21 protein-coding genes are annotated in these 25,002 nt (G+C 70.9%); 9 read left to right on the forward strand and 12 right to left on the reverse strand.

The window, feature by feature from the left end:
• Positions 1–91 precede the first annotated feature (91 nt).
• The gene (aceA, locus tag AB0M76_RS31710; RefSeq protein WP_365956185.1) at positions 92–1,378 is read right to left on the reverse strand and encodes an isocitrate lyase; all 1,287 of its coding nucleotides are present in this window, start codon (positions 1,376–1,378) and stop codon (positions 92–94) included.
• Between the two features lie 369 nt (positions 1,379–1,747).
• Here aceA and AB0M76_RS31715 point away from each other — a divergent pair, with 369 nt between their 5' ends.
• Positions 1,748–3,160 (forward strand): short-chain fatty acyl-CoA regulator family protein, encoded by a 1,413-nt coding sequence (locus tag AB0M76_RS31715; protein WP_365956186.1) that lies wholly within the window; start codon positions 1,748–1,750, stop codon positions 3,158–3,160.
• Between the two features lie 36 nt (positions 3,161–3,196).
• Here AB0M76_RS31715 and AB0M76_RS31720 read toward each other — a convergent pair whose 3' ends face one another.
• Positions 3,197–3,622: a secondary thiamine-phosphate synthase enzyme YjbQ gene (locus tag AB0M76_RS31720; RefSeq protein WP_266660620.1), complete on the reverse strand. Its 426-nt coding sequence runs from the start codon at positions 3,620–3,622 to the stop codon at positions 3,197–3,199.
• Positions 3,623–4,012: 390 nt separating this feature from the next.
• Here AB0M76_RS31720 and AB0M76_RS31725 point away from each other — a divergent pair, with 390 nt between their 5' ends.
• Entirely contained in the window at positions 4,013–4,447 is a 435-nt protein-coding gene (locus AB0M76_RS31725) for a VOC family protein (RefSeq protein WP_365956187.1), read from the forward strand.
• A 78-nt stretch (positions 4,448–4,525) separates the two neighbouring features.
• Here AB0M76_RS31725 and AB0M76_RS31730 read toward each other — a convergent pair whose 3' ends face one another.
• From AB0M76_RS31730 to AB0M76_RS31740, 3 genes are all read right to left on the reverse strand, one after another.
• Positions 4,526–4,840: a hypothetical protein gene (locus tag AB0M76_RS31730; protein WP_365956188.1), complete on the reverse strand. Its 315-nt coding sequence runs from the start codon at positions 4,838–4,840 to the stop codon at positions 4,526–4,528.
• A 146-nt stretch (positions 4,841–4,986) separates the two neighbouring features.
• Complete coding sequence (locus tag AB0M76_RS31735; protein WP_365956189.1) at positions 4,987–5,520, reverse strand: SRPBCC family protein; 534 nt, start codon at positions 5,518–5,520, stop codon at positions 4,987–4,989.
• Positions 5,521–5,579: 59 nt separating this feature from the next.
• Entirely contained in the window at positions 5,580–6,611 is a 1,032-nt protein-coding gene (locus tag AB0M76_RS31740; protein WP_365956190.1) for a medium chain dehydrogenase/reductase family protein, read from the reverse strand.
• Positions 6,612–6,780: 169 nt separating this feature from the next.
• Between AB0M76_RS31740 and AB0M76_RS31745 the strand changes: the two genes are divergently transcribed.
• Positions 6,781–7,458 (forward strand): TetR/AcrR family transcriptional regulator, encoded by a 678-nt coding sequence (locus AB0M76_RS31745; protein WP_365956191.1) that lies wholly within the window; start codon positions 6,781–6,783, stop codon positions 7,456–7,458.
• Between the two features lie 31 nt (positions 7,459–7,489).
• Here the strand turns inward: AB0M76_RS31745 and AB0M76_RS31750 are convergent, their stop codons facing one another.
• Positions 7,490–11,698 (reverse strand): bifunctional nitrate reductase/sulfite reductase flavoprotein subunit alpha, encoded by a 4,209-nt coding sequence (locus AB0M76_RS31750; RefSeq protein ID WP_365956192.1) that lies wholly within the window; start codon positions 11,696–11,698, stop codon positions 7,490–7,492.
• A gap of 237 nt (positions 11,699–11,935) precedes the next feature.
• Between AB0M76_RS31750 and AB0M76_RS31755 the strand changes: the two genes are divergently transcribed.
• On the forward strand, positions 11,936–12,727 hold the full coding sequence (locus AB0M76_RS31755; protein WP_365956193.1) for an N-formylglutamate amidohydrolase: 792 nt from the start codon (positions 11,936–11,938) through the stop codon (positions 12,725–12,727).
• Positions 12,728–12,797: 70 nt separating this feature from the next.
• Here the strand turns inward: AB0M76_RS31755 and katG are convergent, their stop codons facing one another.
• The gene (gene katG, locus AB0M76_RS31760) at positions 12,798–14,984 is read right to left on the reverse strand and encodes a catalase/peroxidase HPI (RefSeq protein ID WP_365956194.1); all 2,187 of its coding nucleotides are present in this window, start codon (positions 14,982–14,984) and stop codon (positions 12,798–12,800) included.
• A 277-nt stretch (positions 14,985–15,261) separates the two neighbouring features.
• Between katG and AB0M76_RS31765 the strand changes: the two genes are divergently transcribed.
• The gene (locus AB0M76_RS31765) at positions 15,262–16,956 is read left to right on the forward strand and encodes a ubiquinol-cytochrome c reductase cytochrome b subunit (RefSeq protein ID WP_365956195.1); all 1,695 of its coding nucleotides are present in this window, start codon (positions 15,262–15,264) and stop codon (positions 16,954–16,956) included.
• Between the two features lie 13 nt (positions 16,957–16,969).
• On the opposite strand, the gene AB0M76_RS31770 is transcribed toward AB0M76_RS31765, so the two are convergent.
• The 3 genes from AB0M76_RS31770 to AB0M76_RS31780 all read right to left on the reverse strand — a co-directional run bounded on the left by AB0M76_RS31770 (position 16,970) and on the right by AB0M76_RS31780 (position 20,159).
• Positions 16,970–17,356, reverse strand: coding sequence for a cytochrome c oxidase subunit 4 (locus AB0M76_RS31770; protein WP_266660602.1), 387 nt, complete (start codon positions 17,354–17,356; stop codon positions 16,970–16,972).
• Positions 17,353–18,933, reverse strand: coding sequence for a cytochrome c oxidase subunit I (gene ctaD / locus AB0M76_RS31775; protein ID WP_266672463.1), 1,581 nt, complete (start codon positions 18,931–18,933; stop codon positions 17,353–17,355). Before ctaD ends, AB0M76_RS31770 begins: the two co-directional genes overlap by 4 nt.
• Before the next feature lie 233 nt (positions 18,934–19,166).
• Positions 19,167–20,159: a cation diffusion facilitator family transporter gene (locus AB0M76_RS31780; protein ID WP_365956196.1), complete on the reverse strand. Its 993-nt coding sequence runs from the start codon at positions 20,157–20,159 to the stop codon at positions 19,167–19,169.
• A 242-nt stretch (positions 20,160–20,401) separates the two neighbouring features.
• Between AB0M76_RS31780 and AB0M76_RS31785 the strand changes: the two genes are divergently transcribed.
• Positions 20,402–20,875: a DUF6328 family protein gene (locus AB0M76_RS31785; protein WP_365956197.1), complete on the forward strand. Its 474-nt coding sequence runs from the start codon at positions 20,402–20,404 to the stop codon at positions 20,873–20,875.
• An 87-nt stretch (positions 20,876–20,962) separates the two neighbouring features.
• On the forward strand, positions 20,963–21,214 hold the full coding sequence (locus tag AB0M76_RS31790; RefSeq protein ID WP_365956198.1) for a hypothetical protein: 252 nt from the start codon (positions 20,963–20,965) through the stop codon (positions 21,212–21,214).
• A 5-nt stretch (positions 21,215–21,219) separates the two neighbouring features.
• Here the strand turns inward: AB0M76_RS31790 and AB0M76_RS31795 are convergent, their stop codons facing one another.
• Positions 21,220–21,942, reverse strand: a complete 723-nt coding sequence (locus tag AB0M76_RS31795; protein ID WP_365956199.1) for a DUF72 domain-containing protein — start codon at positions 21,940–21,942, stop codon at positions 21,220–21,222.
• Between the two features lie 201 nt (positions 21,943–22,143).
• Positions 22,144–22,614, reverse strand: coding sequence for a hypothetical protein (locus tag AB0M76_RS31800; RefSeq protein ID WP_365956200.1), 471 nt, complete (start codon positions 22,612–22,614; stop codon positions 22,144–22,146).
• Positions 22,615–22,942: 328 nt separating this feature from the next.
• Between AB0M76_RS31800 and AB0M76_RS31805 the strand changes: the two genes are divergently transcribed.
• Both AB0M76_RS31805 and AB0M76_RS31810 read left to right on the forward strand, forming a co-directional pair.
• Positions 22,943–23,659: a tRNA-dependent cyclodipeptide synthase gene (locus tag AB0M76_RS31805; protein WP_365956201.1), complete on the forward strand. Its 717-nt coding sequence runs from the start codon at positions 22,943–22,945 to the stop codon at positions 23,657–23,659.
• On the forward strand, positions 23,656–24,873 hold the full coding sequence (locus AB0M76_RS31810) for a cytochrome P450 (RefSeq protein WP_365956202.1): 1,218 nt from the start codon (positions 23,656–23,658) through the stop codon (positions 24,871–24,873). The genes AB0M76_RS31805 and AB0M76_RS31810 overlap by 4 nt, the downstream gene beginning before the upstream one ends.
• Positions 24,874–25,002 lie beyond the last annotated feature (129 nt).

Here is a 25,002-nt window from a genome sequence, read left to right on the forward strand (position 1 = left end):
ACGTACGTCCAGTACGAGCGCTTGCGGCCGGCACGCCGAGAGCACGCACCGGACGCCGCTCCTTGACGGGCAAACGCTGCCTGACGCGGCACTAGTGGAACTGCTCCTCCTCGGTGGAGCCGGCGAGCGCCGTGGTGGAGGAGGCGGGGTTGACGGCGGTGGAGACCAGGTCGAAGTAGCCGGTGCCGACCTCACGCTGGTGCTTGACGGCTGTGAACCCGTGCTCCTGGGCGGCGAATTCGCGCTCCTGGAGGTCCACGTACGCGGTCATGCCGTGCTCGGCGTAGCCGCGGGCGAGGTCGAACATGCCGTGGTTGAGGGAGTGGAACCCGGCGAGGGTGATGAACTGGAAGCGGTAGCCCATCGCGCCCAGCTCCCGCTGGAACTTGGCGATCTGGTCGTCGTCCAGAGAAGCCTTCCAGTTGAAGGAGGGCGAGCAGTTGTAGGCGAGCATCCGGTCCGGGTACTCGGCGTGGACGGCCTCGGCGAACTCGCGGGCCTGGGCCAGGTCCGGGGTGCCGGTCTCGACCCAGATGAGGTCGGCGTACGGGGCGTACGCGAGGCCGCGGGCGATGACCGGCGCCATGCCGTTCTGGACGCGGTAGAAGCCCTCGGCGGTGCGCTCACCCGTCACGAACTGAGCGTCGCGCTCGTCGACGTCGCTGGTCAGCAGGTTCGCGGCGAGCGCGTCCGTACGGGCGATGATCAGGGTCGGGGTGTCCGCGATGTCGGCGGCCAGGCGGGCCGCGTTCAGGGTGCGGATGTGCTGCGAGGTGGGGACGAGCACCTTGCCGCCGAGGTGGCCGCACTTCTTCTCGGAGGCGAGCTGGTCCTCGTAGTGGATGCCGGCCGCACCCGCCGCGATCATGGCCTTGGTGAGCTCGAAGGCGTTCAGGGGACCGCCGAAACCGGCCTCGGCATCGGCGACGATCGGCGCCAGCCAGTCGATGCCGTCCACGCCGCCCTCGGCGGTGGAGATCTGGTCGGCGCGCAGCAGGGCGTTGTTGATCCGACGGACCACCTGGGGCACGGAGTTGACCGGGTAGAGGCTCTGGTCCGGGTAGGTGTGCCCGGCCTGGTTGGCATCGGCGGCGACCTGCCAGCCGGAGAGGTAGATGGCCTGGAGGCCGGCCCGGACCTGCTGGACGGCCTGGCCGCCGGTCAGGGCGCCGAGGGCGTGGATGTAGTCCCGCTCGTGGAGCTGTCGCCACAGCCGCTCGGCGCCGCGCCGGGCCAGGGTGTGCTCCTCGCGGACGCTGCCGGAGAGCCGGACCACGTCCTCGGCGGAGTAGGTCCGCTCGATGCCGGCCCAGCGCGGGTCGCTCGCCCAGCGCTCGGTGAGGTCCGCTGCCGCTGCCGTCGTGTTCGTGTCTGCCATGACCGTCACCGTCTCCATGATGTCGATTGAGCTGCGCCTGTACGTCAAAGATGCAAAGGCTTGGCACTGTGTGCCGTTCGTGGTGGTCGCGGCCCGCCGTCCGTGCGTGGAACGAGCTGAGCAATGTTGTCGAACCCCAGCCGGAACCTGCCGGGATCGCCGACATCAGGGCATGAATCGCGCCCGGTTGTTCCGTGCCGGCCGCCGAGTCCGGCGGGCCGCAGGACGACTCTCCCAATGACACCCAGTGCCATCAAGAAGGGATGTCTGCTAAGTTCTGCGCATCTTTTCGCGCTGGTTTGCCAAGTCTGCAAAGGCGGACCGATGTGGACTCCCGAGCCGGGTCGGCGCGGGACACGAGGGGGCATCGTGAGCAAGACGTACGCGGGAGCGCGGCTGCGGCGGCTGCGCGAGGAGCGGCGGATGAGCCAGGCCGACCTGGCCCGGGTGCTCGCGATCTCGCCCAGCTACCTCAACCAGATGGAGCACGACTCCCGCCCGCTGACCGTGCCCGTGCTGCTGCGGCTGACCGAGGCCTTCGGCGTCGACCCCGGCTTCTTCTCGGAGCGGGACACCAGCCGCCTCGTCGCGGACCTGCGCGAGGCGCTGGCCGGGGAGGTCGCCGAGGCCCGGGTCTCCACCTCCGACCTCGCCGAACTGGCCTCGCGGATGCCCGCGGTCGCCCAGGTGCTGCTGGACCTCGGCCGACGCAGCCAGCGGCTGGCCGAGGGCCTGGCCGGGGTCGCGGACGGCCGCGACGGGGAGGGCGGCGGACCCCTCTCCCCGCACGAGGAGATCCGCGAGTTCTTCTACCGCCGCCAGAACTACCTCCACGACACCGACCTGGCCGCCGAGGAACTCGCCCGCACCATCGGGATCCGGCCCGGCGAGGTCGTCCGCGCCCTCTCCGCCCGGCTGGCGGACCGGCACGGCGTACGGGTCGTGGTCGCCGGCGACTCGGCGGCCGGCTCCGAGCGGCTGCACCACTACGCGGAATCCGGCCGCGTGCTCCAGCTCTCCGCCCGCCTGAGGCCGGGCCAGCAGGCCTTCCGGATGGCCACCCAGCTGGCCCTGCTCGAGTACGGGGAGGAGCTGGACCGGCTCGCCTCGGAGGACTTCCCCGCCGGTTCCACCCCGCACGGCCTCGCCCGGATCGGCATCGCGAACTACTTCGCCGCCGCGCTGATCCTCCCGTACAGCGCCTTCCATACGGCCGCCGAGGGATTCCGCTACGACATCGAGCGGCTCACCGACCACTTCGGCCTCGGCTACGAGACGGTCTGCCACCGCCTGAGCACGCTCCAACGCCCCAGGCTGCGCGGGGTCCCCTTCTCGTTCGTGCGCGTCGATCGCGCCGGGAACATGTCCAAGCGGCAGTCCGCGACCGGATTCCACTTCTCCCGCGCGGGCGGCACCTGCCCGCTGTGGAACGTGTACGAGGCCTTCGCCGCGCCCGGCCGCATCCACGTCCAGGTCGCCGCCATGCCGGACGGGCAGCGCTACCTGTGGACGGCCCGCGCCATCACCCGCCACCGGGGCGGCTGGGGCGAACCCGGCAAGACCTTCGCGATCGGCCTCGGCTGCGAGATCCGGCACGCCTCGAGGGTCGTCTACTCCGACGGCCTCGACCTGGACAACACCTCCGCCGACACGCCCATCGGCATGGGCTGCCGGATCTGCGAGCGCCTGGAGTGCCCGCAGCGCGCCGTCCCGCCGCTCGGGCGCCCGCTGGCCGTCGACGAGAACAGCAGCACGTTCGTCCCGTACCGGGTCGCCGAGTAGGGCCCCCGCTCCCGGGGGTCGAGAACCGGTGGACGGCTACGAGGACAGGAAGGACAGCCGTACCGTGCGGTGGGGGTTGTCGCGGTTGGTGTCGACCAGTACGACGGACTGCCAGGTACCCAGGGCCAGCCTGCCCCGCACCACCGGCAGCGTGGCGTGCGGCGGTACGAACGCGGGCAGTACGTGGTCGCGGCCGTGCCCCGGGGAGCCGTGCCGGTGGCGCCAGCGGTCGTCGGCGGGCAGCAGGGTACGCAGGGCATCCAGCAGGTCGTCGTCGCTGCCGGCGCCCGTCTCGATGACGGCCAGCCCGGCCGTCGCATGCGGAGTGAACACGTTGAGCAGTCCGTCGCGGCCCCGGGAGGCGTCCTGCAGGAACTCCGTACAAGCCGCGGTCAGGTCGTGCACGGTCTCCGAGGAGCCCGTCGTCACGTCGAGCGTGCGTGTGGTGAAGGTGTCTGCCATGGGCCCATCCTCGCCGGGCACCACGGCGCGGCCGCGGCGCCGCGCCCCGGACCACGGCCAGCCCCGTCCGATCCGGACGGCCCGGACACACGGGGCCTTCCTCCGGCGAGTTCCCCCACGAGACCAACGACGGCGCCAAGGCCGAGTCCTGCATCACCCCCGAGGCTTCGGCGGCTTCCACGAACAGCTCCTCGACCTCGCCTGACCTCTCGCTCGCGATCCGCGGCGGCCGCATCGCCGACCCGGCCGGGGCGCCGGCGTTGGCGTTGGCGTGGCTACAACTCACCTGCGCGCATGCGACGTTCCCGAAGTCGTCTGCCGCTTGCGTCACAACCTGGCCGGGGGCGGGCCCGTGGGGACGACGAGGGCCCCCGCCCCTATGCTGGACCGATGCCATCGATCAAGCAGGTCCAAATCACCTTCGACTGCGCAGAACCCGAGCGCGTCGCTCGTTTCTGGTCCGAGGTGCTGGGGTACGTCGCACCGCCGCCGGAGGGGTTTGCCACTTGGGACGACTTCGATCGCGCAACGAGCCCTGAGCATCAGGGTGCAGCGTACGCATCATGCGCCGACCCCTCGGGTGTGGGCCCGCGACTGTTCTTCCAGCGCGTTCCCGAAGGCAAGATCGTCAAGAACCGGGTGCATCTTGACGTGCGGGTCGGCACCGGGCTCGTGGGTGAAGAGCGACTGGCCGCACTTGAGGCCGAATGCGCACGACTGGTCCCGCTCGGCGCGGTACGCGGACGACTGCTGCTGGCCGATGACGAGAACGAGTCGTGCCTCCTGATGCAGGACATCGAGGGCAACGAGTTCTGTCTCGACTGAGTGGCGAGGGTCGCCGTCCCTCGGCAGGTGGGCGCCGACCGCGTCGACGACGACCGGCTGAGGGTGATCCGGAAGCTGCTACGCCGGCCCTGGCCCACCCTCGTGGGCGTCTGCCGGCAGGTTGCGGGGGACGGTGGCGGCCCCACCGGTGCGTACGGCGTCCACCACGGCCTGGTGCAGGAGGCGGCTGCCGTCCTCGGAGGCGCAGGGCACCGGACTTCCGGTGACGGTGAACCAGTCCGAGCCGCCGCTGTACTGCACGGCCACCTGGGCCTCCTGGCCCGACCACGTGGTGTGCACGGTCAGGTCCCCGCTGAGGACCCCCGCCTCGTCGGTGCTCACTCCGCCGCGTCCGGCGAACACCCCTGTCGTTGTCCACGAAGCCCAGGTCATGGCGCATCGCCCCTCACCACGGAGTCCTCTGACCCTTCCACGTTACGGCGGGTCCGGCGATCCCGCGTGGTCGCCGCCGTGCCGCGCCCGGTATCCGCCCGGTTCGTACGAGCAGCTCACCATGGCGGCCCACGGGCTGACGGGGCTCAGGCCCGGTCTTCGGCCTTGGCCTTCAGGCGGTGGAGCCAGGTGTCGAGCGAGGCGTCGAGCGCCTGCTGGAGAGCGGGGGTGTTGGCGTTGACGGGCGCGCCGGCCCAGGACTCCTCGGTGTGGACGTGCACCCCGTCCTTGCGCTGGGTGAAGGTCCATACGTGGACCGCGGTGATCCCCTGCGCCGGTCCGCCCCACGCGATGCGGCGCTGCGGTACGACCTGCTGGACGGTGGAGTCGATGTCGGCGAGGCCGTGAACGGACCAGCGGAACACGGAGCCGGCCCGCAGCGGGCCTGGCGTGCGCTTGGTCGCCTCGATGACCTCGGGCTGCCACGTCGGCCAGGCTTCCACGTCGGTCTGGATCTTCCAGATCTTGTGCAGCGGCGCATGGATGACGATGTCGTCGCGCGTGATCACCGGGGCGTCGTGGTCGATCTCCACGGGGTGATGGGAGGCGCCGGTGCCGGAGATGCCGATCGTGAACGCGAGGGGCAGGGCAGCGGTCTTGGCGAGCAGGGTGGTCAGCATGGCGGTTCTCCTGGGGAAGTGGGGAAGCGGGGGAGCGGTGACGGCGACGGGTCGGCGGGTCAGGGGACGAGGACGACCTTCCCGGCGACCGTCCCCGACTCGGCCAGGCGCATCGCCTCGGCGACGCGGGCCAGCGGGATCTCGGCCGCGACCTTGGCGGTGATCTCACCGCGCTGCAGCGCCGTGAACACCTGGGTGAGGTCGGAGCGCAGGCGCGCCCGGAAGCGGTTCCTGGCGTAGGCGCGGCCGGCCCACACGTTGAAGAAGTACGCGCGGCGGCCGTTCGGCAGCGCGTTCCACAGCCACACCCGGCCCAGGAGCTTGAGGATCGGCGACGAGCCGGAGCCCTCGTCGTCGCGGGTGGCGGCGCTGCCGTACGAGACGAGCGTGCCGCCGGGGGCCAGGAGCCGCCAGGAATCGACGATGCCCTCACCGCCGACGTGGTCGAACACCGCGTCCACCCCGCCGGGCGCGAGGGCCCGTACCCGTGCGGGAACGTCGCCGGAGCGGTAGTCGACGGGGGCCACGCCGAGGGCGCGCAGTGCGTCGTGGTGGCGGGCGGAGGCGGTACCGATCACCCGGGCGCCCGCGGCGAGCGCCAGCTGGACCAGGATCGAGCCGACACCGCCGTTGGCGCCGTGGATCAGGACGGTCTGGCCTGCGCGCACCCGGGCCTTGCGGTGGAGCATCTGCCAGGCGGTGATGCCGTTGACGACCGCGGTCTCCGCGTCCACCGCGCTGACGCCGTCGGGTACCTCCACCACGTCGGCGGCGTCGAGCGCGATGTGGCTTGCCCAGCCTCCGGTCTTCGTCAGCGCGGCCACCCGCCGGCCGAGGAGGCCGGAGCCGACGCCTGCGCCCACGGCCAGCACCGTGCCGACCAGGTCGTATCCGGGGACGAAGGGGAACGCGGGCTGGTCGTAGTACCGGCCGCGGCGCATCTGCTGCTCGGCGAAGGACACGCCCGTCGCCTCCATCGCGACCACGACCTGTCCGGCGGCCGGTACCGGGACCGGCCGCCGGTGCAACTCCAGGCCTTCCGGCTCGACCTTGCCCGGGAGAACGATCTCGATCAGCTCGGCGGTGTTCATCGCGACCTCCAGTGGTTTCTGCTTCTCGTGTTTGTTAGAAGCTGTAACCAGAATGAGTGGCTGTATCGCCGATGTCAAGGGAGTGGCTCGTCCGATCGCGAGTGGCCCTGCCGATGGTGATAGCCTCTAACCGTCATCTGGTGTGATGGGCGATGAGAGGGTGGCGGGCATGACCGGGAGTACGAAGACCCCCCGTGAGCGGTACCGGCAGCAGGTGCGCGATGAGGTCAAGGAAAAGGCCTGGCAGCAGATCGCCGGCTCCGGCGCCTCCGCCCTCTCCCTCAATGCGATCGCCAAGCAGATGGGCATGAGCGGACCGGCGCTGTACCGGTACTTCGCCAACCGCGACGAGCTGATCACCGAACTCATCCGCGACGCCTACCGCAGCCTCGCCGACGCCTTCATCGCCGCCGGCGACGGGGGGAAAGGCGGAGCGGGCCGACCCGGCCTCGTCGCGCTGGCGAAGGTGCTCCGTCGCTGGGCCCTGGAGGACCCGCACCGCTACTTCCTCGTCTACGGCACCCCGGTACCCGGCTACCACGCACCGCAGGACATCACCGTGATCGCCTCGGAGATGATGTCCGTCCTGCTCGACGCCTGCACAGCCGCCGGGCCGGACCCCGCCCCGGGTGCGGAGCCCCATGCCTTCGAGGACCACCTGGCCGGCCACCGGGAGTGGGCCGCGAGCCACCCGGACGCCCCGCCGCAGGCCCTGCGCCTCGCCCTGGCCTTCTGGACCCGCCTGCACGGCGTGCTGTCCCTGGAGCTGGCGGGCCACTTCACCGGCATGGGCCTGGACCCCGCCCTCCTCTTCGAGGCCGAGGTGGACGGCCTGACCACGCGCTGACCCGCACGCACCCCCCCCGCACGCGCAGCGCTCAGTACACGTCGCGGCCGTACCGCTTGTCGGCGGAGAGCTGCTTCAGGTACGCGGCGGCCTCGTCCTCGTCGAGGCCGCCGTGCGCCACGGCTATGTCGCGCAGCGCCTGGTCGACGTCCTTCGCCATCCGGCTCGCGTCACCGCACACGTAGAAGTGGGCGCCGTCCCGGAGCCAGGACCACAGCTGGGCGCCGTGCTCGCGCATGCGGTCCTGGACGTAGATCTTGGTGCGCTGGTCGCGGGAGAAGGCCAGGTCGAGGCGGCTGAGCGTGCCGTGCCGGTGGAGCTCCTCCAGCTCTTCGCGGTAGTAGAAGTCGGTGGCCCGGCGCTGTTCGCCGAAGAACAGCCAGTTGCCGCCGTGGTGGCCGAGGGCGCGGCGGTGTTCGAGGAAGGCCATGAACGGGGCGACGCCGGTACCCGGGCCGACCATGATCGCCGGTGTGTCCGGGCCGACGGGCGGGCGGAAGTGGGCAGAGCGCTGCACGAACAGCGGTACCGGGGTGCCCGGTTCGGCATCCGCGAGAAAGGCCGAGGCGACGCCTTTGCGCTGTCGGCCGCCCGGCCCCTCGTAGCGCAGGACCGAGACCGTCAGGCTCACCTCGCGCGGGTCGACGAGGGGGCTGGAGGAGATGGAGTAAAGGCGCGGCTGGAGGCGTTTGAGGCGCTCGGCCCACTCCTGGGCGCCGAGGCGGACCGGGAACTCGGCCAGGATGTCGACGGGCTGCCGCCCCCAGGCCCATTGGGCGAGGCCGTCCTTGTTGTCGGGGCGCGTCAGCTGCTTGAGCTTGCGGTCGCCGGTGTGCTCGGTGACGAACCTCAGGAGGTCTGGCGTGAGACGGGTGATGTCCAGGTGCCGGTGCAGCGCCTCGGCGAACGGCATGGGGGCGTGTCCGGGCACGGCCACCTCCGCGTCCGGGGCGAGGCCGGTGGCGGCCAGCCATTCCGTCACCAGGTCGGGGCAGTTGACCGGGAGGACGCCGAGGGCGTCACCCGCCTCGTACGCCGGGCCGTCCTCGCCCAGGTCGAAGGTGAACCGGCGGACCTCCTTGGTGGCGCCGGGCAGGCTCAGCAGCCGGTTGCCGGACAGCCGGGCGGTGTACGGGGAGTTCTTGTCCGGCACCGGACGGGACGGCCCGGCGGTCGCCGGGTCCGGGGCCGCCGGCTCCGGGGCGGCCGCCAGGGCGTCGCGGACCCGCTCCAGCCACTGGGCGGCGGGCTCCTCGTAGTCGGGCTCGCAGTCCACGCGCGGCAGGAGGCGCCGGGCCCCCAGCTCTTCGAGGCGCCGGTCGAGCCGGCGGCCGTGGCCGCAGAACGCGTCGTAGTTGGAGTCGCCGAGCGCGAGGACCGCGTACCGGACGTCCTCGAGCCGGGGCGCGTCGGACTCCTCGAGGGCCTCCCAGAACGGGGCTCCGTTGTCCGGGGCATCGCCGTCGCCGAAGGTGCTCGTGACGACCAGCAGATCCGTTCCGGGAGTGAGGGAGGCGGGGGTGCGGTCCGCCATGCTGTGCACGGTCGCCGCGGTGCCGACGGCGGCCAATTCCGTGCCGATGGTGGCGGCGAGGTCCTCGGCGTTCCCCGTCTGGGAAGCCCAGAGGACCACGGTCTGCCGGGTCGGCGTACCCGGTGCGGCGGGGACCGGTGCCGGGGCGGCCGGAGGCGTGGCGGCCCGGGCCGTCGCCGTACGCGAGTACGTGCCGGCGAGCACTCCGTCGACCCAGAGGGCGTGTCCGGCCTCGAACGGGGCGCCGGCGGGAAGGGCCGGGACGCCCGTGCCGGGCGGGGCGGAGGCGAGCCCGGCGAGGAATCCGGCGAGGTACTGGCGTTCGCGGTCGCAGAGGGCGGGCGGTGTGTGGCCGTCCAGCCCGAACAACGAGGTGAGGGCGGGCGCCACCGCGCTCGCGGCCGTCGTCGGGGCGGTTACGGGACGCATCAGCGTCGCAATGGCACCGCCCGGGTGCGCCCCGGCGGCGACGGGGCTGCCGAGGGCGGGCTCGGCAGCGGGCAGGGCCACGGGAACCGGGGCCCGTGTCTTCGTCAGCGTCACCGCGCACATCTTGAACCCGGGCTGGAAGGAAACCGGGTCGACGGCGTCGTCGGTGACGGCGTTGACGCTGAGGTATTCGCCGAACAGGTCGTTCCAGTGGAAGGGGGCGAAGCAGTTCCCGGGCCGGACCCGGTCGGTGACGACGGCGGGTAGCACGGCCCGCCCGCGCCGGGAGGCCACCTCCACCCCGTCGCCTGCCACGATCCCGAGAGCGGACGCGTCCTGCGGGTGGATCTCCACGAACGGCCCGGGGTTGAGCTTGTTCAGCTTGGCGACCTTGCCGGTCTTGGTCAGGGTGTGCCACTGGTGTTGCAGGCGGCCCGTGTTGAGTACGAACGGGTAGTCGTCGTCCGGGAGTTCGGCGGCCGGAAGGTGGGGCCGGGCGAAGAACACGGCCCGTCCCGTCGCCGTGGGGAACACGAGACGGGGGCGGCTGCCGTCCGGGCGCTCCGACAGGGTCTGGCTGACGCCGTCGTTGAGGTAACGGACCGGGTTGCGGTCCGGCCCGCCCGGGGCGGCCGGCCACTGCACCGGGCCCCCGCGCAGCCGCTCGTACGTGACACCGCGCAGGTCCCAGCCGCTCTTCGGGTTCCAGGCCTGCCGCAGTTCCGCGAACACCTCCTCGGCGCAGCTGTACGTGAACGCCTCGGCGAATCCCATCGCGCAGGCGACCCGGGCGATCAGCTGCCAGTCGGGCAGGGCCTGCCCGGGCGGGTCGGCAGCCCCCTGCACCAGGGTGAGGTTGCGCTCCGAGTTGATCATCACGCCGTCCGTCTCGGCCCAGAGGGTGGCGGGGAGCACGATGTCCGCGTAGGCGTTCGTCTCGGTCTCCGCGAACACGTCCTGCGTGACGACCAGTTCGGCGGTCTCCAGCGCCTTGATGACCGTGCTGCGGTTGGCGACGGAGGCGACCGGGTTGGTGCAGATGATCCAGCATGCCTTGATCTCACCGGCGGCCATCTGCTCGAACATCTCGATGGTCCCGCGTCCGACGTCGGTGCGCAGGGTGTTCTCCGGCAGGCCCCACAGCTTCTCGGTGAAGTCGCGGTCCTCGTCGACCAGTACCGAGCGCTGGCCCGGCAGGCCGGGCCCCATGTAGCCCATCTCGCGGCCGCCCATGGCGTTGGGCTGGCCGGTGAGGGAGAACGGGCCGCTGCCGGGACGGCAGATGGCGCCCGTGGCCAGGTGCAGGTTGACCAGGGCGTTGGTGTTCCAGGTGCCGTGGACGGACTGGTTGAGGCCCATGGTCCAGCAGCTCATCCACTCGCCCGCCTCGCCGATCCAGCGGGCGGCCAGCCGGATGTCCGCCTCCGGTATGCCGGTGATCTCGGCGACCTTCGCGGGCGGGTACTCCCGCAGGAAGGCGGGCATGTCCTCCCAGCCCTCGGTGTGCTCGGCGATGAAGTCCGGGTCGGTCCAGCCGCCCTCGACGAGCAGGTGCAGCAGCCCGTTGAGGAGGGCCAGGTCGGTGCCCGGCCGGATCTGCAGGAACAGGTCGGCCTTGTCGGCGGTGGCGTTGCGCCGGGGGTCGACCACGATCAGCTTGGCGCCGGCGGCCTTGACGCGGTCCATCATCCGAAGGAAGAGGATGGGGTGGCAGTCGGCCATGTTGGCGCCGATGACGAAGAACGCGTCCGCCCGCTCGAAGTCCTCGTACGAGCCGGGCGGCCCGTCGGCGCCCAGCGAGAGCTTGTAGCCGCTGCCGGCGCTCGCCATGCACAGCCGGGAATTGGACTCGATCCGGCTCGTCCGCAGGAACCCCTTGGCCAGCTTGTTGGCGAGGTACTGGGCCTCCAGGGACATCTGGCCGGAGACATAGAGCGCCAGCGCGTCGGGGCCGTGCGCGTCGAGGATCTCCCGGAGGCGGCGGGCCGTCTCGGCGACGGCCGCGTCCACCGCGACGGCGGCGGGCCCGTCACCCCGCTCGCCGCGGATCAGCGCGGTCTCCAGCCGGCCGGGCGCGGCCAGCATGTCGGCGTGCGTGGCGCCCTTGGTGCACAGGCGCCCGGCATTCGCGGGGTGCTGCTTGTCGCCGCTGGCCTTGGCCACCGTACGGCGCCCGTCGGCGCCCCTGGCGATGTCCAGTACGACCCCACAGCCGACGCCGCAGTACGAGCAGACCGTACGCACCTGCTGACCGGCCGCGGCCCTCGCCTCCGCCACAGCAGACCTCCTCGCGCCGCCGGCCGACCCCACCGCGGCCGTGTGCAGGTCGATCCCGTTGCGGCCCAAAGTAGAAAGTCCGTGTTGCGTGCATGTGACGGGCGGTGCCACCCGGGGGTTACAAGCGTCTGCGCCAAGGTCATCACGGGAGGTGAGACACCTCCCACGGGGTCCCTGCCGACCGGACATCATGTCGGTGGCACCTTGATCCGTACGCGACATGCAGCGAGGAACCAGATGAGCGACGCAGCCGCCCTCCTCCACCCCGGGGCTCCCGACTCACCCGTGATACTCCACATCCCGCACTCGTCCCGCGCCATACCCGCGGACGTGCGCGCCGGGATCCTGCTGGACGACCGGGCACTCGAAGGGGAGCTGGACCACATCACCGACTCGCACACGGCGGAGATCGCGGCCAGGGCGGCCGAGGCCGCCCGCGTCACCCCCTGGCGGTTCGAGAACCGGCTTTCGCGGCTGGTCGTCGACCCCGAGCGGTTCCCCGATGAACGGGAGGAGATGCTGGCGCGGGGGATGGGCGCGGTCTACACACGGACGACGCACCGCGACGAGCTCCGCCCGGCCGACTTCGACGGACGACCGCTGATCGAGCGGTACTTCCACCCGTACGCGCAGGCGATGACGGACGCGGTGGAGGAGCGGCTGGGGGCCGTCGGGCGGGCGGTCATCGTCGACGTGCACTCGTATCCGGCGAAGGCACTGCCCTACGAGCTCCACGGTGACGGACCGCGCCCGCCGATCTGCATCGGCACGGACGCTTTCCATACGCCCCGTCCCCTGCGCGAGGCGGCGCAGCAGGCGTTCGCGGGCTTCGGTGGCACGGGGCTGGACAGCCCGTTCGCGGGAACGTACGTGCCGCTGCGCCACTACGGAAAGGACGCGCGGGTCGGCGCGCTGATGGTGGAGATCCGGCGGGACCTCTACATGAGCGGGCCCGGAGGACCGGCGGGCCCCGGTCTGGACGCGCTGGCGGGCGCGCTGGCCGCTCTCGTCGAGTGGGCGACGGGGTGACGTGAAAGGTATGCCGGACGTCCCGATCGGCCGGTGCGCGGCCGGCCGGGACGTCCGGCGAGGCTCAGGTTCAGGCGAGGTCGAACCGGTCGAGGTTCATCACCTTGTCCCACGCGGCCACGAAGTCACGCACGAACTTCTCCCCACCGTCCCCGGACGCGTAGACCTCCGAGATGGCCCGGAGCTGGGAGTGCGAACCGAAGACGAGGTCGACGGCGGTGGCGGTCCACTTGGCCTCGCCCGTGGCGCGGTCCCTGCCCTCGAACACGTTCTCGGTCGAGGTCGACGGCTTCCACTCCGTGCCCATGTCGAGCAGGTTGACGAAGAAGTCGGTGGTCAACGTCTCCGGCCGGTCCGTGAACACGCCGTGCGGGGATCGCCCGAACCCGGTGTTCAGGGCCCGCATGCCACCGATGAGGACCGTCATCTCGGGAGCGGTGAGCGTCAACAGGTTGGCGCGGTCCAGCAGGAGGGTCTCCGGCGACAGCTTCTCCCCCTCCCGCAGGTAGTTGCGGAACCCGTCCGCCGGGGGTTCGAGCACGGCGAACGACTTCACGTCGGTCTGCTCCTGCGAGGCGTCCGTACGCCCCGGTGCGAACGGGACCGTGATGTCGTACCCGGCGTTCTTCGCGGCCTGCTCGACGGCCGCGCACCCGCCCAGGACGATCAGGTCCGCGAGCGAAGCCTTCTTGCCGCCGGCCGAGCCGTTGAACTCCTGCCGGATCTGCTCGAGGGTCTGCAGCGCCTCGGCCACCTCGGGTACGGCGTTGACCTCCCAGTCCCGTTGCGGCGCGAGCCGGATCCGCGCCCCGTTGGCCCCGCCCCGCTTGTCGGTGCCGCGGAAGCTCGCGGCCGCCGCCCAGGCGGTGGTGACCAGCTGGGGGACGGACAGCCCGGAGGCGAGGATCCTGCCCTTGAGGGCAGTGATGTCCGCGTCCCCGACCAGCTCGTGATCGACCGCGGGGACAGGGTCCTGCCACAGCTGCGGCTCGGGAATCCACGGGCCGAGGTAGCGCGGCAGGGGCCCCATGTCGCGGTGCAGCAGCTTGTACCACGCCTTGGCGAAGGCCACCGCGAGCTTGTCCGGGTTCTCGTGGAAGCTCTTCACGATCGGCGCGTAGATCGGATCCCTCTTCAGCGCGAGGTCCGTCGTCAGCATCATCGGCGCGTGCCGCTTCGACGGATCATGGGCATCAGGCACGGTGCCCTGGGCCGACGGATCCGTGGGAGTCCACTGGTTCGCACCGGCGGGACTCGTCGTCAGCTCCCAGTCGTACCTGAACAGGTTGTCCAGGTACCCGTTGTCCCACTTCGTCGGCTCGGAGGTCCACGCGCCCTCGAGCCCACTGGTCAGCGCGTCGACGCCCTTGCCGCTGCCGCACGTGTTCCGCCAGCCGAGGCCCTGCTGCTCGATGGGGCCGGCCTCGGGCTCCGGGCCGATGCAGCCGGGGTCGACCGCACCGTGGCACTTGCCGAACGTGTGGCCGCCGATGATGAGCGCAGCCGTTTCCTCGTCGTCCATGGCCATGCGCGCGAACGTCTCGCGAATGTCCTTCGCGGCTGCCATCGGATCCGGGTTGCCGTTGGGCCCTTCCGGATTGACGTAGATCAGGCCCATCTGTACGGCGCCGAAAGGACCGGTGAGTTCCCTGTCGCCGGCGTAGCGCTCATCTCCGAGCCACGTGTCCTCGGGCCCCCAGAAGATTTCCTCGGGTTCCCAGGTGTCCTCCCGCCCGAATCCGAATCCGAACGTTTTGAAACCCATCGATTCCATGGCGCAGTTTCCGGCGAAAATCAGCAGATCGGCCCAGGAGATCTTCCGGCCGTACTTCTGCTTGACCGGCCAGAGCAAACGGCGCGCCTTGTCCAGGCTCGCATTGTCCGGCCAGCTGTTGAGGGGGGCGAAGCGCTGGGACCCGGCGCCGCCACCGCCCCGGCCGTCGGCGATGCGGTACGTCCCCGCGGCATGCCAGCTCATCCGGATGAAGAGCGGCCCGTAGTGGCCGTAGTCGGCAGGCCACCAGTCCTGGGACGCCGTCATCACCTCGAAGACGTCCCGCTTCAGCGCGTCGACGTCGAGGGCCGCGAATTCCTTCGCGTAGTCGAAGTCCTCGCCCATCGGATCGGACAAGGGTGAATTCTGGTGGAGGACCTGCAGGTCCAGCTGATTCGGCCACCAGTCCCGGTTCGTTCTGGGGCGGGTCGGCGCGGGGGTGGGGGAGGGGATTGCTGGGTTCTCGCTCTCGCTGCCGGACACGTCCGCCCTTCTTCCTGTCTCGGTGTTTCTTCGATGGTCGCGCACCGCGGACCGCGCGGCGGCGAGAACACGCAGGGCGCCGCTTCGTATGAAGAACTCGCGCGCGAGAAGAGCGGTTTATTCAGATGATCGGGATCGTTGCGCGGTCCGCGGCGGGGCTGTCCGCGTGCTTCCGGCCGGCGGACTGCGTGCCTACCGGGCCGTGGGACGCGGGCGCGCGATGCTCCTCCCACGCCGTTCGGGCCCGGTCGGCGGATGTGAGGAGGGCGTGGAGCCGGTGGTTCTCGAGAGGAAGAAAGCCCGTGCGGTCCGCGTGCTGCGACGCTCGGCCGGGCGTACCGTGCTCAGCCTCGACGCCCGGCTGCCCCTGCTGGACGTGGCCAAGGGCGGTGTGCGGAAGGCCTTTCCGGACCACTGGGCGTTCCTGCTCGGCGAGATCGCCCTCTACAGCCTGGTGGTGCTGCTGGTGACCGGCACGTACCTCACGTTCTTCTTCGACCCGTCCATGCGCGAGGTCACGTACAAGGGCTCCTACGGCCCCCTCAGCGGCGTGCCCGTCTCATCCGCCTACGCCTCCACGCTGCGCATCAGCTTCGACGTGCGGGGCGGTCTGCTGATCCGGCAGATGCACCACTGGGCGGCCCTCGTGTTCGTGGCCGCGATCGGCGTCCACCTGCTGCGGGTGTTCTTCACCGGCGCGTTCCGCAAGCCCCGCGAGGTGAACTGGACGGTCGGCGTCACGATGCTGCTGCTCGCGCTGGTCGAGGGGTTCGCGGGCTACTCGCTCCCAGACGACCTGCTGTCGGGTACGGGCCTGCGCACGGCCCAGGGCATCATGCTGTCGCTGCCGGTCGCGGGCACATACCTGAGCCTCTTCGTCTTCGGCGGTGAGTTCCCGGGCGAGGACATCGTGTCCCGGCTCTACCCGGTGCACATCCTCCTCGTACCAGGACTGCTGGTCGCCCTGGTCTCGCTGCACCTGCTGCTGGTCGTGCACCTCAAACACACCCAGTGGGCGGTGCCCGGCAGCAGCGGCCGCAACGTGGTGGGCAAGCCGTTCTTCGCGCAGTACACGGCGAAGTCCGCGGGACTGTTCTTCATGGTCGCCGGCGTGCTGTCCGCGCTCGGGGCGCTGGCGCAGATCAATCCCGTGTGGGCGTACGGGCCCTACCGCCCCGACCTCGTATCGACCGGGTCCCAGCCGGACTGGTACGTCGGCTTCCTCGAAGGGGCCCTGCGGCTGATGCCGGCCTTCGAAACCCGCCTGTGGGGCCACACGCTGAACTGGAATCCACTGATCGCGGGCGTCGTCCTGCCGGGACTGCTGTTCGCCGGCCTGTACGGCTATCCGTTCTTCGAACGCTGGATCACCCCCGAGGGCGGGGAGCAGCACCTGTGCGACCGGCCTCGCCACCGGTCCGCCCGCACCGCGCTGGGGGTCGCCGTGCTCGCCGCCTACACGATCCTGCTGGTGGCCGGTGCGCAGGACATCGTCGCCTTCGTCTTCGAGGTCCCCCTCCAGGCGATCACCTGGTCGCTGCGCTGCGCCGTGCTCGTCGTGCCCCCGGCAGCCTTCTGGCTCACCCGTCGGATCTGTCTCGCCCTCCAGGAGGAGGACGTCAAGGCGCTGAAGAGCGGACTGCCGACGGACGAAGTACATCAGTCGGTCGAGGGCGCGTTCCACCCCACGCACCGGCCGCCGACGGGGGCGGAGCGGTACGTACGGGCCGTCCACCGCGTGCCGGCGCCCGTACCGGTACCCCAGCCCGGGCGGACGGCAGCGGAGCGGCGGACGGCAGGCGAGGGGCGTCCGGCCGTACGGGGCTTCGCGGAGCGGCTGAGGCAGGGCCTGAGCCACTGGTACTACCGAGACCAGCTGGTGCCGCCGCTGACCGAGACACAGCGCCGCCGCGTCGCCGCCGTGCTGGCCGGCCCGGACGGCGAGGGAGCCGGGGCCGGCGGCGAGCACTGACCCCGGTGCCGGATCAGGCGTCCTGGCCCGGGCGGAACACGAATCCGTAGAGTCCAGGGATCACCACGCCGCCGCCGATGAGGGCCAGCCAGAGCCCCTGAACGGCGCCGATGCCCATGAGCGCCGTACCGACGGCGGTGATCACGGGCGCGAAGCTCCTCGCGGGGAACGAGAACTCCCTGCCCCCGCCCGTACGGATCTCCGCATCGGCGGTGTCCTCGGGCCGTCGGCCGCCGCGGCCGTACTGCCGCCACAGGAACGCGGCGACCAGCGCCGACATGAGGAACGACACCGCCAAGGCGGCAATCCCCGCAGGATCACGGGAGAACACCGCGTAGACGCCGCCGGTGACGGCGAAGAAGACCGCCACACCGCTGAACAGCCAAGCCTCCGCCTTCATCGGGGCACCACTTCGGGGTGGTGCAGGTCGAAGGCGGGCGAGTCCGACCGGATCCGGGGCAGCGCCTCGAAGTTGTGCCGGGGCGGCGGGCAGGAAGTGGCCCACTCGAGGGACCGGCCCCACCCCCACGGGTCGTCCACGTCCACGCGCCGGCCGTGGCGATGCGTTTTCCACACGTTGTAGGCGAACGGCAGCACGGACAGCCCCAGGAGGAAGGATCCGATGGTGGAGAGCGTGTTGAGCAGGGTGAACCCGTCGGCCGCCAGGTAGTCGGCGTACCGGCGGGGCATGCCCTGCTCGCCCAGCCAGTGCTGGACGAGGAACGTCAGCTGGAAGCCGGTGAACAGGGTCCAGAAGTGCATCCGCCCCAGGCGTTCGTCGAGCAGTCTGCCCGTGAACTTGGGCCACCAAAAATAGAACCCGGCGAAGGTGGCGAACACGATCGTGCCGAAGAGCACGTAGTGCAGGTGAGCGACCACGAAATAGCTGTCGGTGAGATGGAAGTCCATCGGGGGCGAGGCCACCAGGACCCCCGTCAGACCGCCCAGCAGGAACGTGACCAGGAATCCGATACACCACAGCATCGGCGTCTCGAAGGACAGCGACCCGCCCCACATCGTGCCGATCCAGTTGAAGAACTTCACCCCGGTCGGAACGGCGATGAGGAACGACAGCAGGGAGAAGAACGGCAACAGCACGGCGCCGGTGGCGAACATGTGATGGGCCCACACCGTCGCGGACAGACCCGTGATCGCGATCGTCGCACCGACCAGGGCGGCATAGCCGAAGATGGGTTTGCGGCTGAACACCGGGATGATCTCGCTGACGATCCCGAAGAACGGCAACGCCACGATGTACACCTCCGGATGGCCGAAGAACCAGAACAGGTGCTGCCACAGCAGTGCGCCGCCGTACGCCGCGTCGAAGACGTGCGCCCCGAACTTCCGGTCCGCCTCCAGAACCAGCAGCGCCGCGGTGAGCACCGGAAACGCCAGCAGCGCCAGAATCGAGGTGAACAGCACGTTCCAGGTGAAGATCGGCATCCGGAACACGGTCATGCCCGGCGCCCGCAGGCACACGATCGTCGCGATGAAGTTCACCGCACCGAGGATCGTGCTCAGCCCCGACACCGCCAGCCCCATCACCCACAGGTCGGCGCCCACACCGGGGGAGTACGCCGCCGCGTTCAGCGGGGCGTAGGCGAACCAGCCGAAGGCGGCGGATCCGTTCGCGGTCAGGAGCCCGCTGATCACGGTGAGGCCCCCGAAGAGGTACACCCAGTACGTGAAGGCGTTCAGGCGGGGGAAGGCGACGTCCGGGGCGCCGATCTGCAACGGCATGATCGCGTTGGCGAAGCCCGTGAACGTCGGGGTGGCGAACAGCAGCATCATGATCGTGCCGTGCAGGGTGAAGAGCTGGTTGTACTGCTCGGCGGAGACGATCTGCAGGCCGGGCCGGGCCAGCTCCGCCCGCATGACGAGCGCCAGCACGCCGGCGAACAGGAAGAAGCCGAAGGCGGTGACCAGGTACATGTTGCCGATCACCTTGTGGTCGGTGGTCGACAGCAGGCGCAGCACGTATGACCCCGCCCGCACCCGTCGACCGGTGACCCGCTCCTCGTCCTCCTCCTCCGCTGCTGCCGACAACGGGTCAGTGAGCGACACCAGGGCCTCCAGAAGCGACGACGGACCGGCCGGCCGACGGCCTGTCGGTCAGCCTGGCACCCGGCGTCACCTCCACCGACCAAGCGGGACGGCGCGCCGCCGAGAGTTACCCGCATCGAGGAGCGGAGGCGGTACGTGAGGGCGGTTCAGGCCCTCGCCGGGCCCCGGTCACGGGCCGCTGCGCGGCGGGCTGCCGCGGCGTCCGTGACGTCGAGGAACACCCGGTCCAGCTCGGGCCAGCGCCTCTTCAGCTCGGCCCTGATACGGACCATCGCGTCCTCGACGGTCTCACTGTCGTACCCGGCCGTCAGGTCGACGCTCGCAGCCAGCAGCACGGAATCCGGACCCAGGCGCATCGTCAGCAAGGAGGTGACGGAGTCGATCTCCGGCTGCTGCTGCAGCAGCTCCTTCACTCCGCGCTGCACCTCGGGGTCGGCCGCCTCGCCGATCAACTGGGCGCGGGCACCCTTGCCGAGCGTGTACGCCACGTAGACCAGCAGGACGCCGATCAGGACGGAGGCGGACGCCTCGTACGCCATCTGCCCGGTCGCCATGTGGAGGCCCATCCCGGCCATGGCCAGCAGGACGCCCGTACAGGCCGTGCTGTCCTCCGCCAGAACGGTCCGCAGCGCCGGGTCGTGGCCCGCCCGGATCTCCTCGCGGATGCCGTGCCCGGCGGCCGCAGCCGCGGCGCGGACCTGGAGGACGGCACGGACCAGGGAGGCCCCCTCGGCGAGCAGTGCCACGAAGAGCACGACGAAGCCGATCACATACCCCTCGTGGGACTCGGAACCGCCCGAGCGGAACGCCTCGATGCCTTGGAACACCGAGAAGCAGCCTCCGGTGACGAAGATGCCGACGGCGGCGAGCAGGGACCAGAAGAAGCGCTCCTTGCCGTAGCCGAAGGGGTGCCGCCGGTCGGCCGGGCGCCGGCTGCGCTTGACCGAGGCCAGCAGGAACACCTCGTTGAGGCTGTCGGCCACCGAATGGGCCGCCTCGGACAGCAGGGCGGGCGACGCGGCGACGACGCCACCGATGGCCTTGGCCACACAGATGACGAGGTTGGCCGCGAGGGCCACCCACACCGTGAACCGGGTCTCGGTGTCCCGTTCGGCCGGGGTCCCCTCGGGCTGGGTCATGCACGCTCCGTACCTTGCGGTGGCGGGCCGTCACCTTGCTCCGTCGCGCGGGCTCCTCTCGTACCCCGGGCGCCTGCCCGGAAGGAAACGTCTCAATCAGCGCCGCCGGGGCGGTGGGGCCGCCCGAGGACCGCTCAACTCGCCGACATCGTGTTGCCGGCTCCCGGCGCGGCGTCGCAATAGGCTCGGGAGCGGCGGGTGCCGGTGGCCTGCTGTTTCCCTATGCGGAGGAGGTCCGCCCCATGCCGGACGATCGGGACGAGACCCCTGCGGAGCGGGCCGACCGCCGCTGGAACGAGACGCTGCAAGAGGTCCGCGTCGCCCAGACCGGAGCCCAGATCCTCTTCGGCTTCCTGCTCAGCGTCGCCTTCACCGCCCGCTTCGAGGAGCTGGGCCATTTCGACCGCGGCCTGTACGTGGTGACGGTGGCGCTGGGCGCCCTGGCGACCGGGACCCTGATCGCCCCGGTCGCGTACCACCAACTGCTCGCCGGGCACCACCTCAAGCCGCAGCTGGTCAAGGCGGCGGGCCATCTGGTCTCCGTCGGCATCGTGCTCCTCGCGCTGACCGTGACCTTCTCGGTGCTGCTCCTGCTGCGGGTCGCCACCTCGCACTGGATCGCCTGGCCGGTGACCGCCTGTGTCACCGGCTGGTTCGCGATCTGCTGGCTGGTCATGCCGAGCCTGCTCCTGCGCAGCAATGCCGGGAGCGGGTGAGGCGCGCCGCCTCGTACGCCGTGTGAACAGCCGGCCGCGCAGGGCGACCGCAGGTTTTCGGCCGCGGCGTCGGGGCAGGCGCCGGGTATGGGGGACCGCACGACGTACGAGGAGGGACGGGCCATGGAAGACCAAGGCGGCGCCGGAGGCGTTCCCCTGCACGGCCACGACGACAAGGAACGGCGTCGCGCCCCGCACGTGGCGCCCGGGGCCGGGGCCGGCGGCAAGGACCTGCCGCCCGTCCGGGCGGCGGACACCGACGAGGCGAGCCGTCTGGACCGGCCGAACGAGGCGGCCGAGCCGCCACGCAAGACCCGCCGCCGGGAGTCCGGAGGCTGATCTCGTCAACGGACCAGTCGGGCGAAGGCGCGGGCGTTGACGACGGCGGCACCGCCGGAGTCGTTGTTGAAGTATGCGAAGACATCGGCGTCCGGGGGCCAGGTGCCGGCGATCCGGTCGGCCCAGGAGCGCAGCGCCGTCCGACCGTACCGTGGCGCCGGATCGGCTCGTCCCTCGTGGAACCGTACGTATCCCCAGTCGGCGGTCCGCCACAGCGGGGTCACGGGGCGTGAGCCGCGGTCGGCCCAGCACAGGGCGGCCCGGTGGTCCGCGAGGACCGTGCGCACGTCGGCTGTCCACCACGACTCGTGCCGCGGTTCGACGGCGATGCGGGCGCCGTTGGGGAAACAGGCCAGGCAGGCGTTCAGCAGCTCCGGGTCGGCCTGCAGGGTGGGCGGCAGCTGGAGCAGGATCGGCCCCAGCCGGTCGCCCAGGGCGGCCGCGTGTGTCATCAGCCGGTGGACCGGTTCCTCCGGGTCGTGCAGTCGCTTGATGTGGGTCAGGTACCGGCTGGCCTTCACGGCCATGACGAAGCCCTGGGGCGTGCGTTCCCGCCACTGGGCGAAGGTCTCCGGAGAAGGCAGCCTGTAGAACGCGTTGTTGCTCTCCACGGTGGCGAAGTGCTCCGCGTACACCTCCAGCCACAACCGCCGGGGCCGGTCGGGCGGATAGAGGACCCCTGCCCAGTCCAGGTACTGCCATCCGGAGGTGCCGACGCGTACGGGCATGTCGTCACCGGCTCACGGGGCGAGCGGGGTGTGGTCGGCCGGGACGGCCTCCGCGGCCGTGACGGCCGTCGGCGGTGATCCGGGTGGTGAGGTACCGGTCGTCGCGGGAGTACTCCTTGCCTCGCGTCACATGGCTCACGCCGTCCGCCTACCCGAGAACCACGGCGGCGAACGCGGATGCGGCCCGGAACCCGCCGCGGTTCAGTAACGCAGGGCGGTTCCCGTGCCGGCTTCGACCTCGCCCGACAGCCCCCGGTTGCTGCGGGCCGTTCCCTCACCGGCTGCCCCTGCGGCGACGTCCGAGATGGTGACCACAAGCGTGTCGAGCAGGTTCCCGCCGGTGTCGCGGAAATCGACCTGGACCGCGAACGACTTCTTGCTCGTGACCGTGTTGGACACCGTGACCCGCACGGAGGCGTGCCCGTCGGCGTCCTTGGAGGGTGTTCCGAGCCGGACATCGCTCTTCGCGTCCACCCCGTCCTTCACGCTGTCGAGCTTCTTCTTCGCCTCGGCCGCCGCGGCATTCAGATCCGCTCCCACCGAGGCCACGGCGGAGGCCGCCTTCGACGCGACGTCGGAGGGCGTGGTGTCGCCCGAGCACGCCGTGGCACCCAGCGCGAGAGCCGCGATCACGGCGACCGAGGGCAGGATGCGCCTGCGCACACGGGTCATGCGGGCCTCCACGGGGGTGGTGGGTCGGAGTGCCGCAGGACCGACAGGTTACAGACGGGCGGGTCGCCGACCGCGTGACGACGCGCGGCCAGGAGTCGGAATCCGCAGATCCGGGCGACTGTCGAGCAGGTGACCTGCGGGTAAACCGCCGGTGCCGTCAGCGCCCGCCCGCCTTCGGGGCATGCCGCCGACCACAACGAAATCCGTAGAGTAACCAGCCGGTAGCTCTAGATCATCTGATGGTTTCTCGGCTACCGTCGTGTCTCGCGCCGCCACACCCAGGGCACAAGGCCCTGTTGGGACTCGCGGTGCAGGGGAAATACTCACGTTGACGACTGCCATTCAAGGCATCTTCGCCGTCCGTCCCTATACGCCTCACTGCCAGGTGATCCACGACGAGGGAGACCATGCCGTCATCGGCATCTCGTCCGGGAACTCCTACTTCACCCACGACCGCGTGCTCGATCTCGCCCGGTGGGGGCTCGAACACTTCCGGCAGGTCGATCTCATCTGGACCGACATGCACGTCGCCGAGATGTTCGTGGCCCTCGGCTACCCCGAGGTCGAGGCGCAGCGCAAGGCGGTGAAGAACCTCCGCGGAGTCCGCGCCAAGGTCACCGCCGCCGTCGCCGCCCTCGACCCCGAGGGAGAGCGGCTGCGCGGCCGGCCCATGTCCGCGCTCCTGGAGCTGCCGGCCTACCAGCGCATCCGCTCCCGGCTCGACACCCTCATGACCGACGACCCCGAGTTCCGCGAGGTGTGCGACCAGCTCGCGGCCCGGTTCCTCGCCGACAAGCTGAACGGCCAACCGCCCACCGAGCTGCAGCGCGAGGTGTGCATCAAGTACGTGTGTGCCGAGGTACCCCTGTTCCTCGACACCCCGGCCATCCTCGGGGTCTCCTCCTCGCTCAACTGCTACCACCAGGCACTGCCGTTGGCAGAGCTGCTGTACGCACGGGGCTGGGGTCTGCGTGCCTCGCGCAATCAGGGCCACGCCGTCATCACCCCCGCCGAAGCACCCGAAGAACAGGACCGCTCCGCATGACCACCGCCATCGACCCCACCTCGGCCGCCCCGGCCGACGAGCTCACCCGGTTCCCGTTCGACGCCAACGGCACGCGACTGCCCGACGAGATCACGCACCTGCTCACCAACGAGCCGGTCAAGAAGGTCCGCACCATCGCCGGAGCGGAGGCCTGGCTGGTGTCCTCGTATCCCCTGTGCAGGCAGGTGCTCGACGACGCCAGGTTCTCCCTCAAGGACACCTCCGCCCCGGGCGCGCCCCGCCAGTACGCGCTGACCATCCCCCCCGAGGTGGTCAACAACATGGGGAACATCACGGGTGCCGGGCTCCGCAAGGCCGTGATGAAGGCCCTCAACCCGAAGGCCCCCGGGCTGGAGGAGTGGCTCACCAGCCACGCGCACGCGCTCGTCGACCAGTTGGTGGCGACGGGAGTGCCGGCCGACCTGCGCCGCGACTTCACCGTCCCCTACTCCACCGGGCTGCACTGCCACATCCTCGGCATCCCCCAGAGCGACGGCCCCGACCTCTACCGGTCGCTGCACGTCGCGTTCATGAACAGCCCCCGCACCATCCCCGCGGCGGGCATCAACTGGGACCGCGACATGGGCCACATGATCGACCGTCTCAACGACCCGGCGACGACGGGCCTCATGGCCGAACTCGCGGCCCTGCGGGACGACCCCGACTACGCGCACCTGACGGACGAGATGCTCGCCACCGTCGGCGTCACGATGTTCGGCGCGGGCGTCATCAGCGTCATGGGCTTCCTCACCATGGCACTCGTCTCCCTGATCCAGCACCCCGAACTCAAGGACCGGTTGATCGCCGACCCGGCCCTCATCCCGGCCGCGGTGGACGAACTGCTGCGCATCAACCTGTCGATCGCCGACGGCCTGCCCCGGATCGCCACCGAGACCATGCAGCTCGGTGACGTCACCGTGCAGAAGGGGGAGCTCGTCCTCGTCCTGGTCGAGGCCGCCAACCACGACCCCGCCGAATTCGAGGACCCGCACACCGTGCGCCTCGACCGGCCGAACCCGAACGCGCACCTGTCGTTCGGCGGAGGCGGCCACTACTGCCCCGCCACCGCCCTCGGCAAGCGGCACGCACAGATCGCCGTCGAGGTCCTCCTCGAGCGGCTGCCCGGTCTCGACCTCGCCGTGCCGATCGAGCAGCTGGTGTGGCGCACCGGGTTCATGAAGCGCATCCCCGAGCGGCTGCCCGTGCTCTGGTGATGCAGGGCTAGCGTCCTTCGGACACCGGCAGCCGGGACACCCGGCTGCCGGTGTCCGGTACCCCGTATCCCGTACGCAACAGGACGCAATTGCGGCGACAGGGGACACCGGAACCGGCAGGATGTGCGG

Source organism: Streptomyces sp. NPDC051364, assembly GCF_040682115.1.
Lineage (GTDB): Bacteria > Actinomycetota > Actinomycetes > Streptomycetales > Streptomycetaceae > Streptomyces.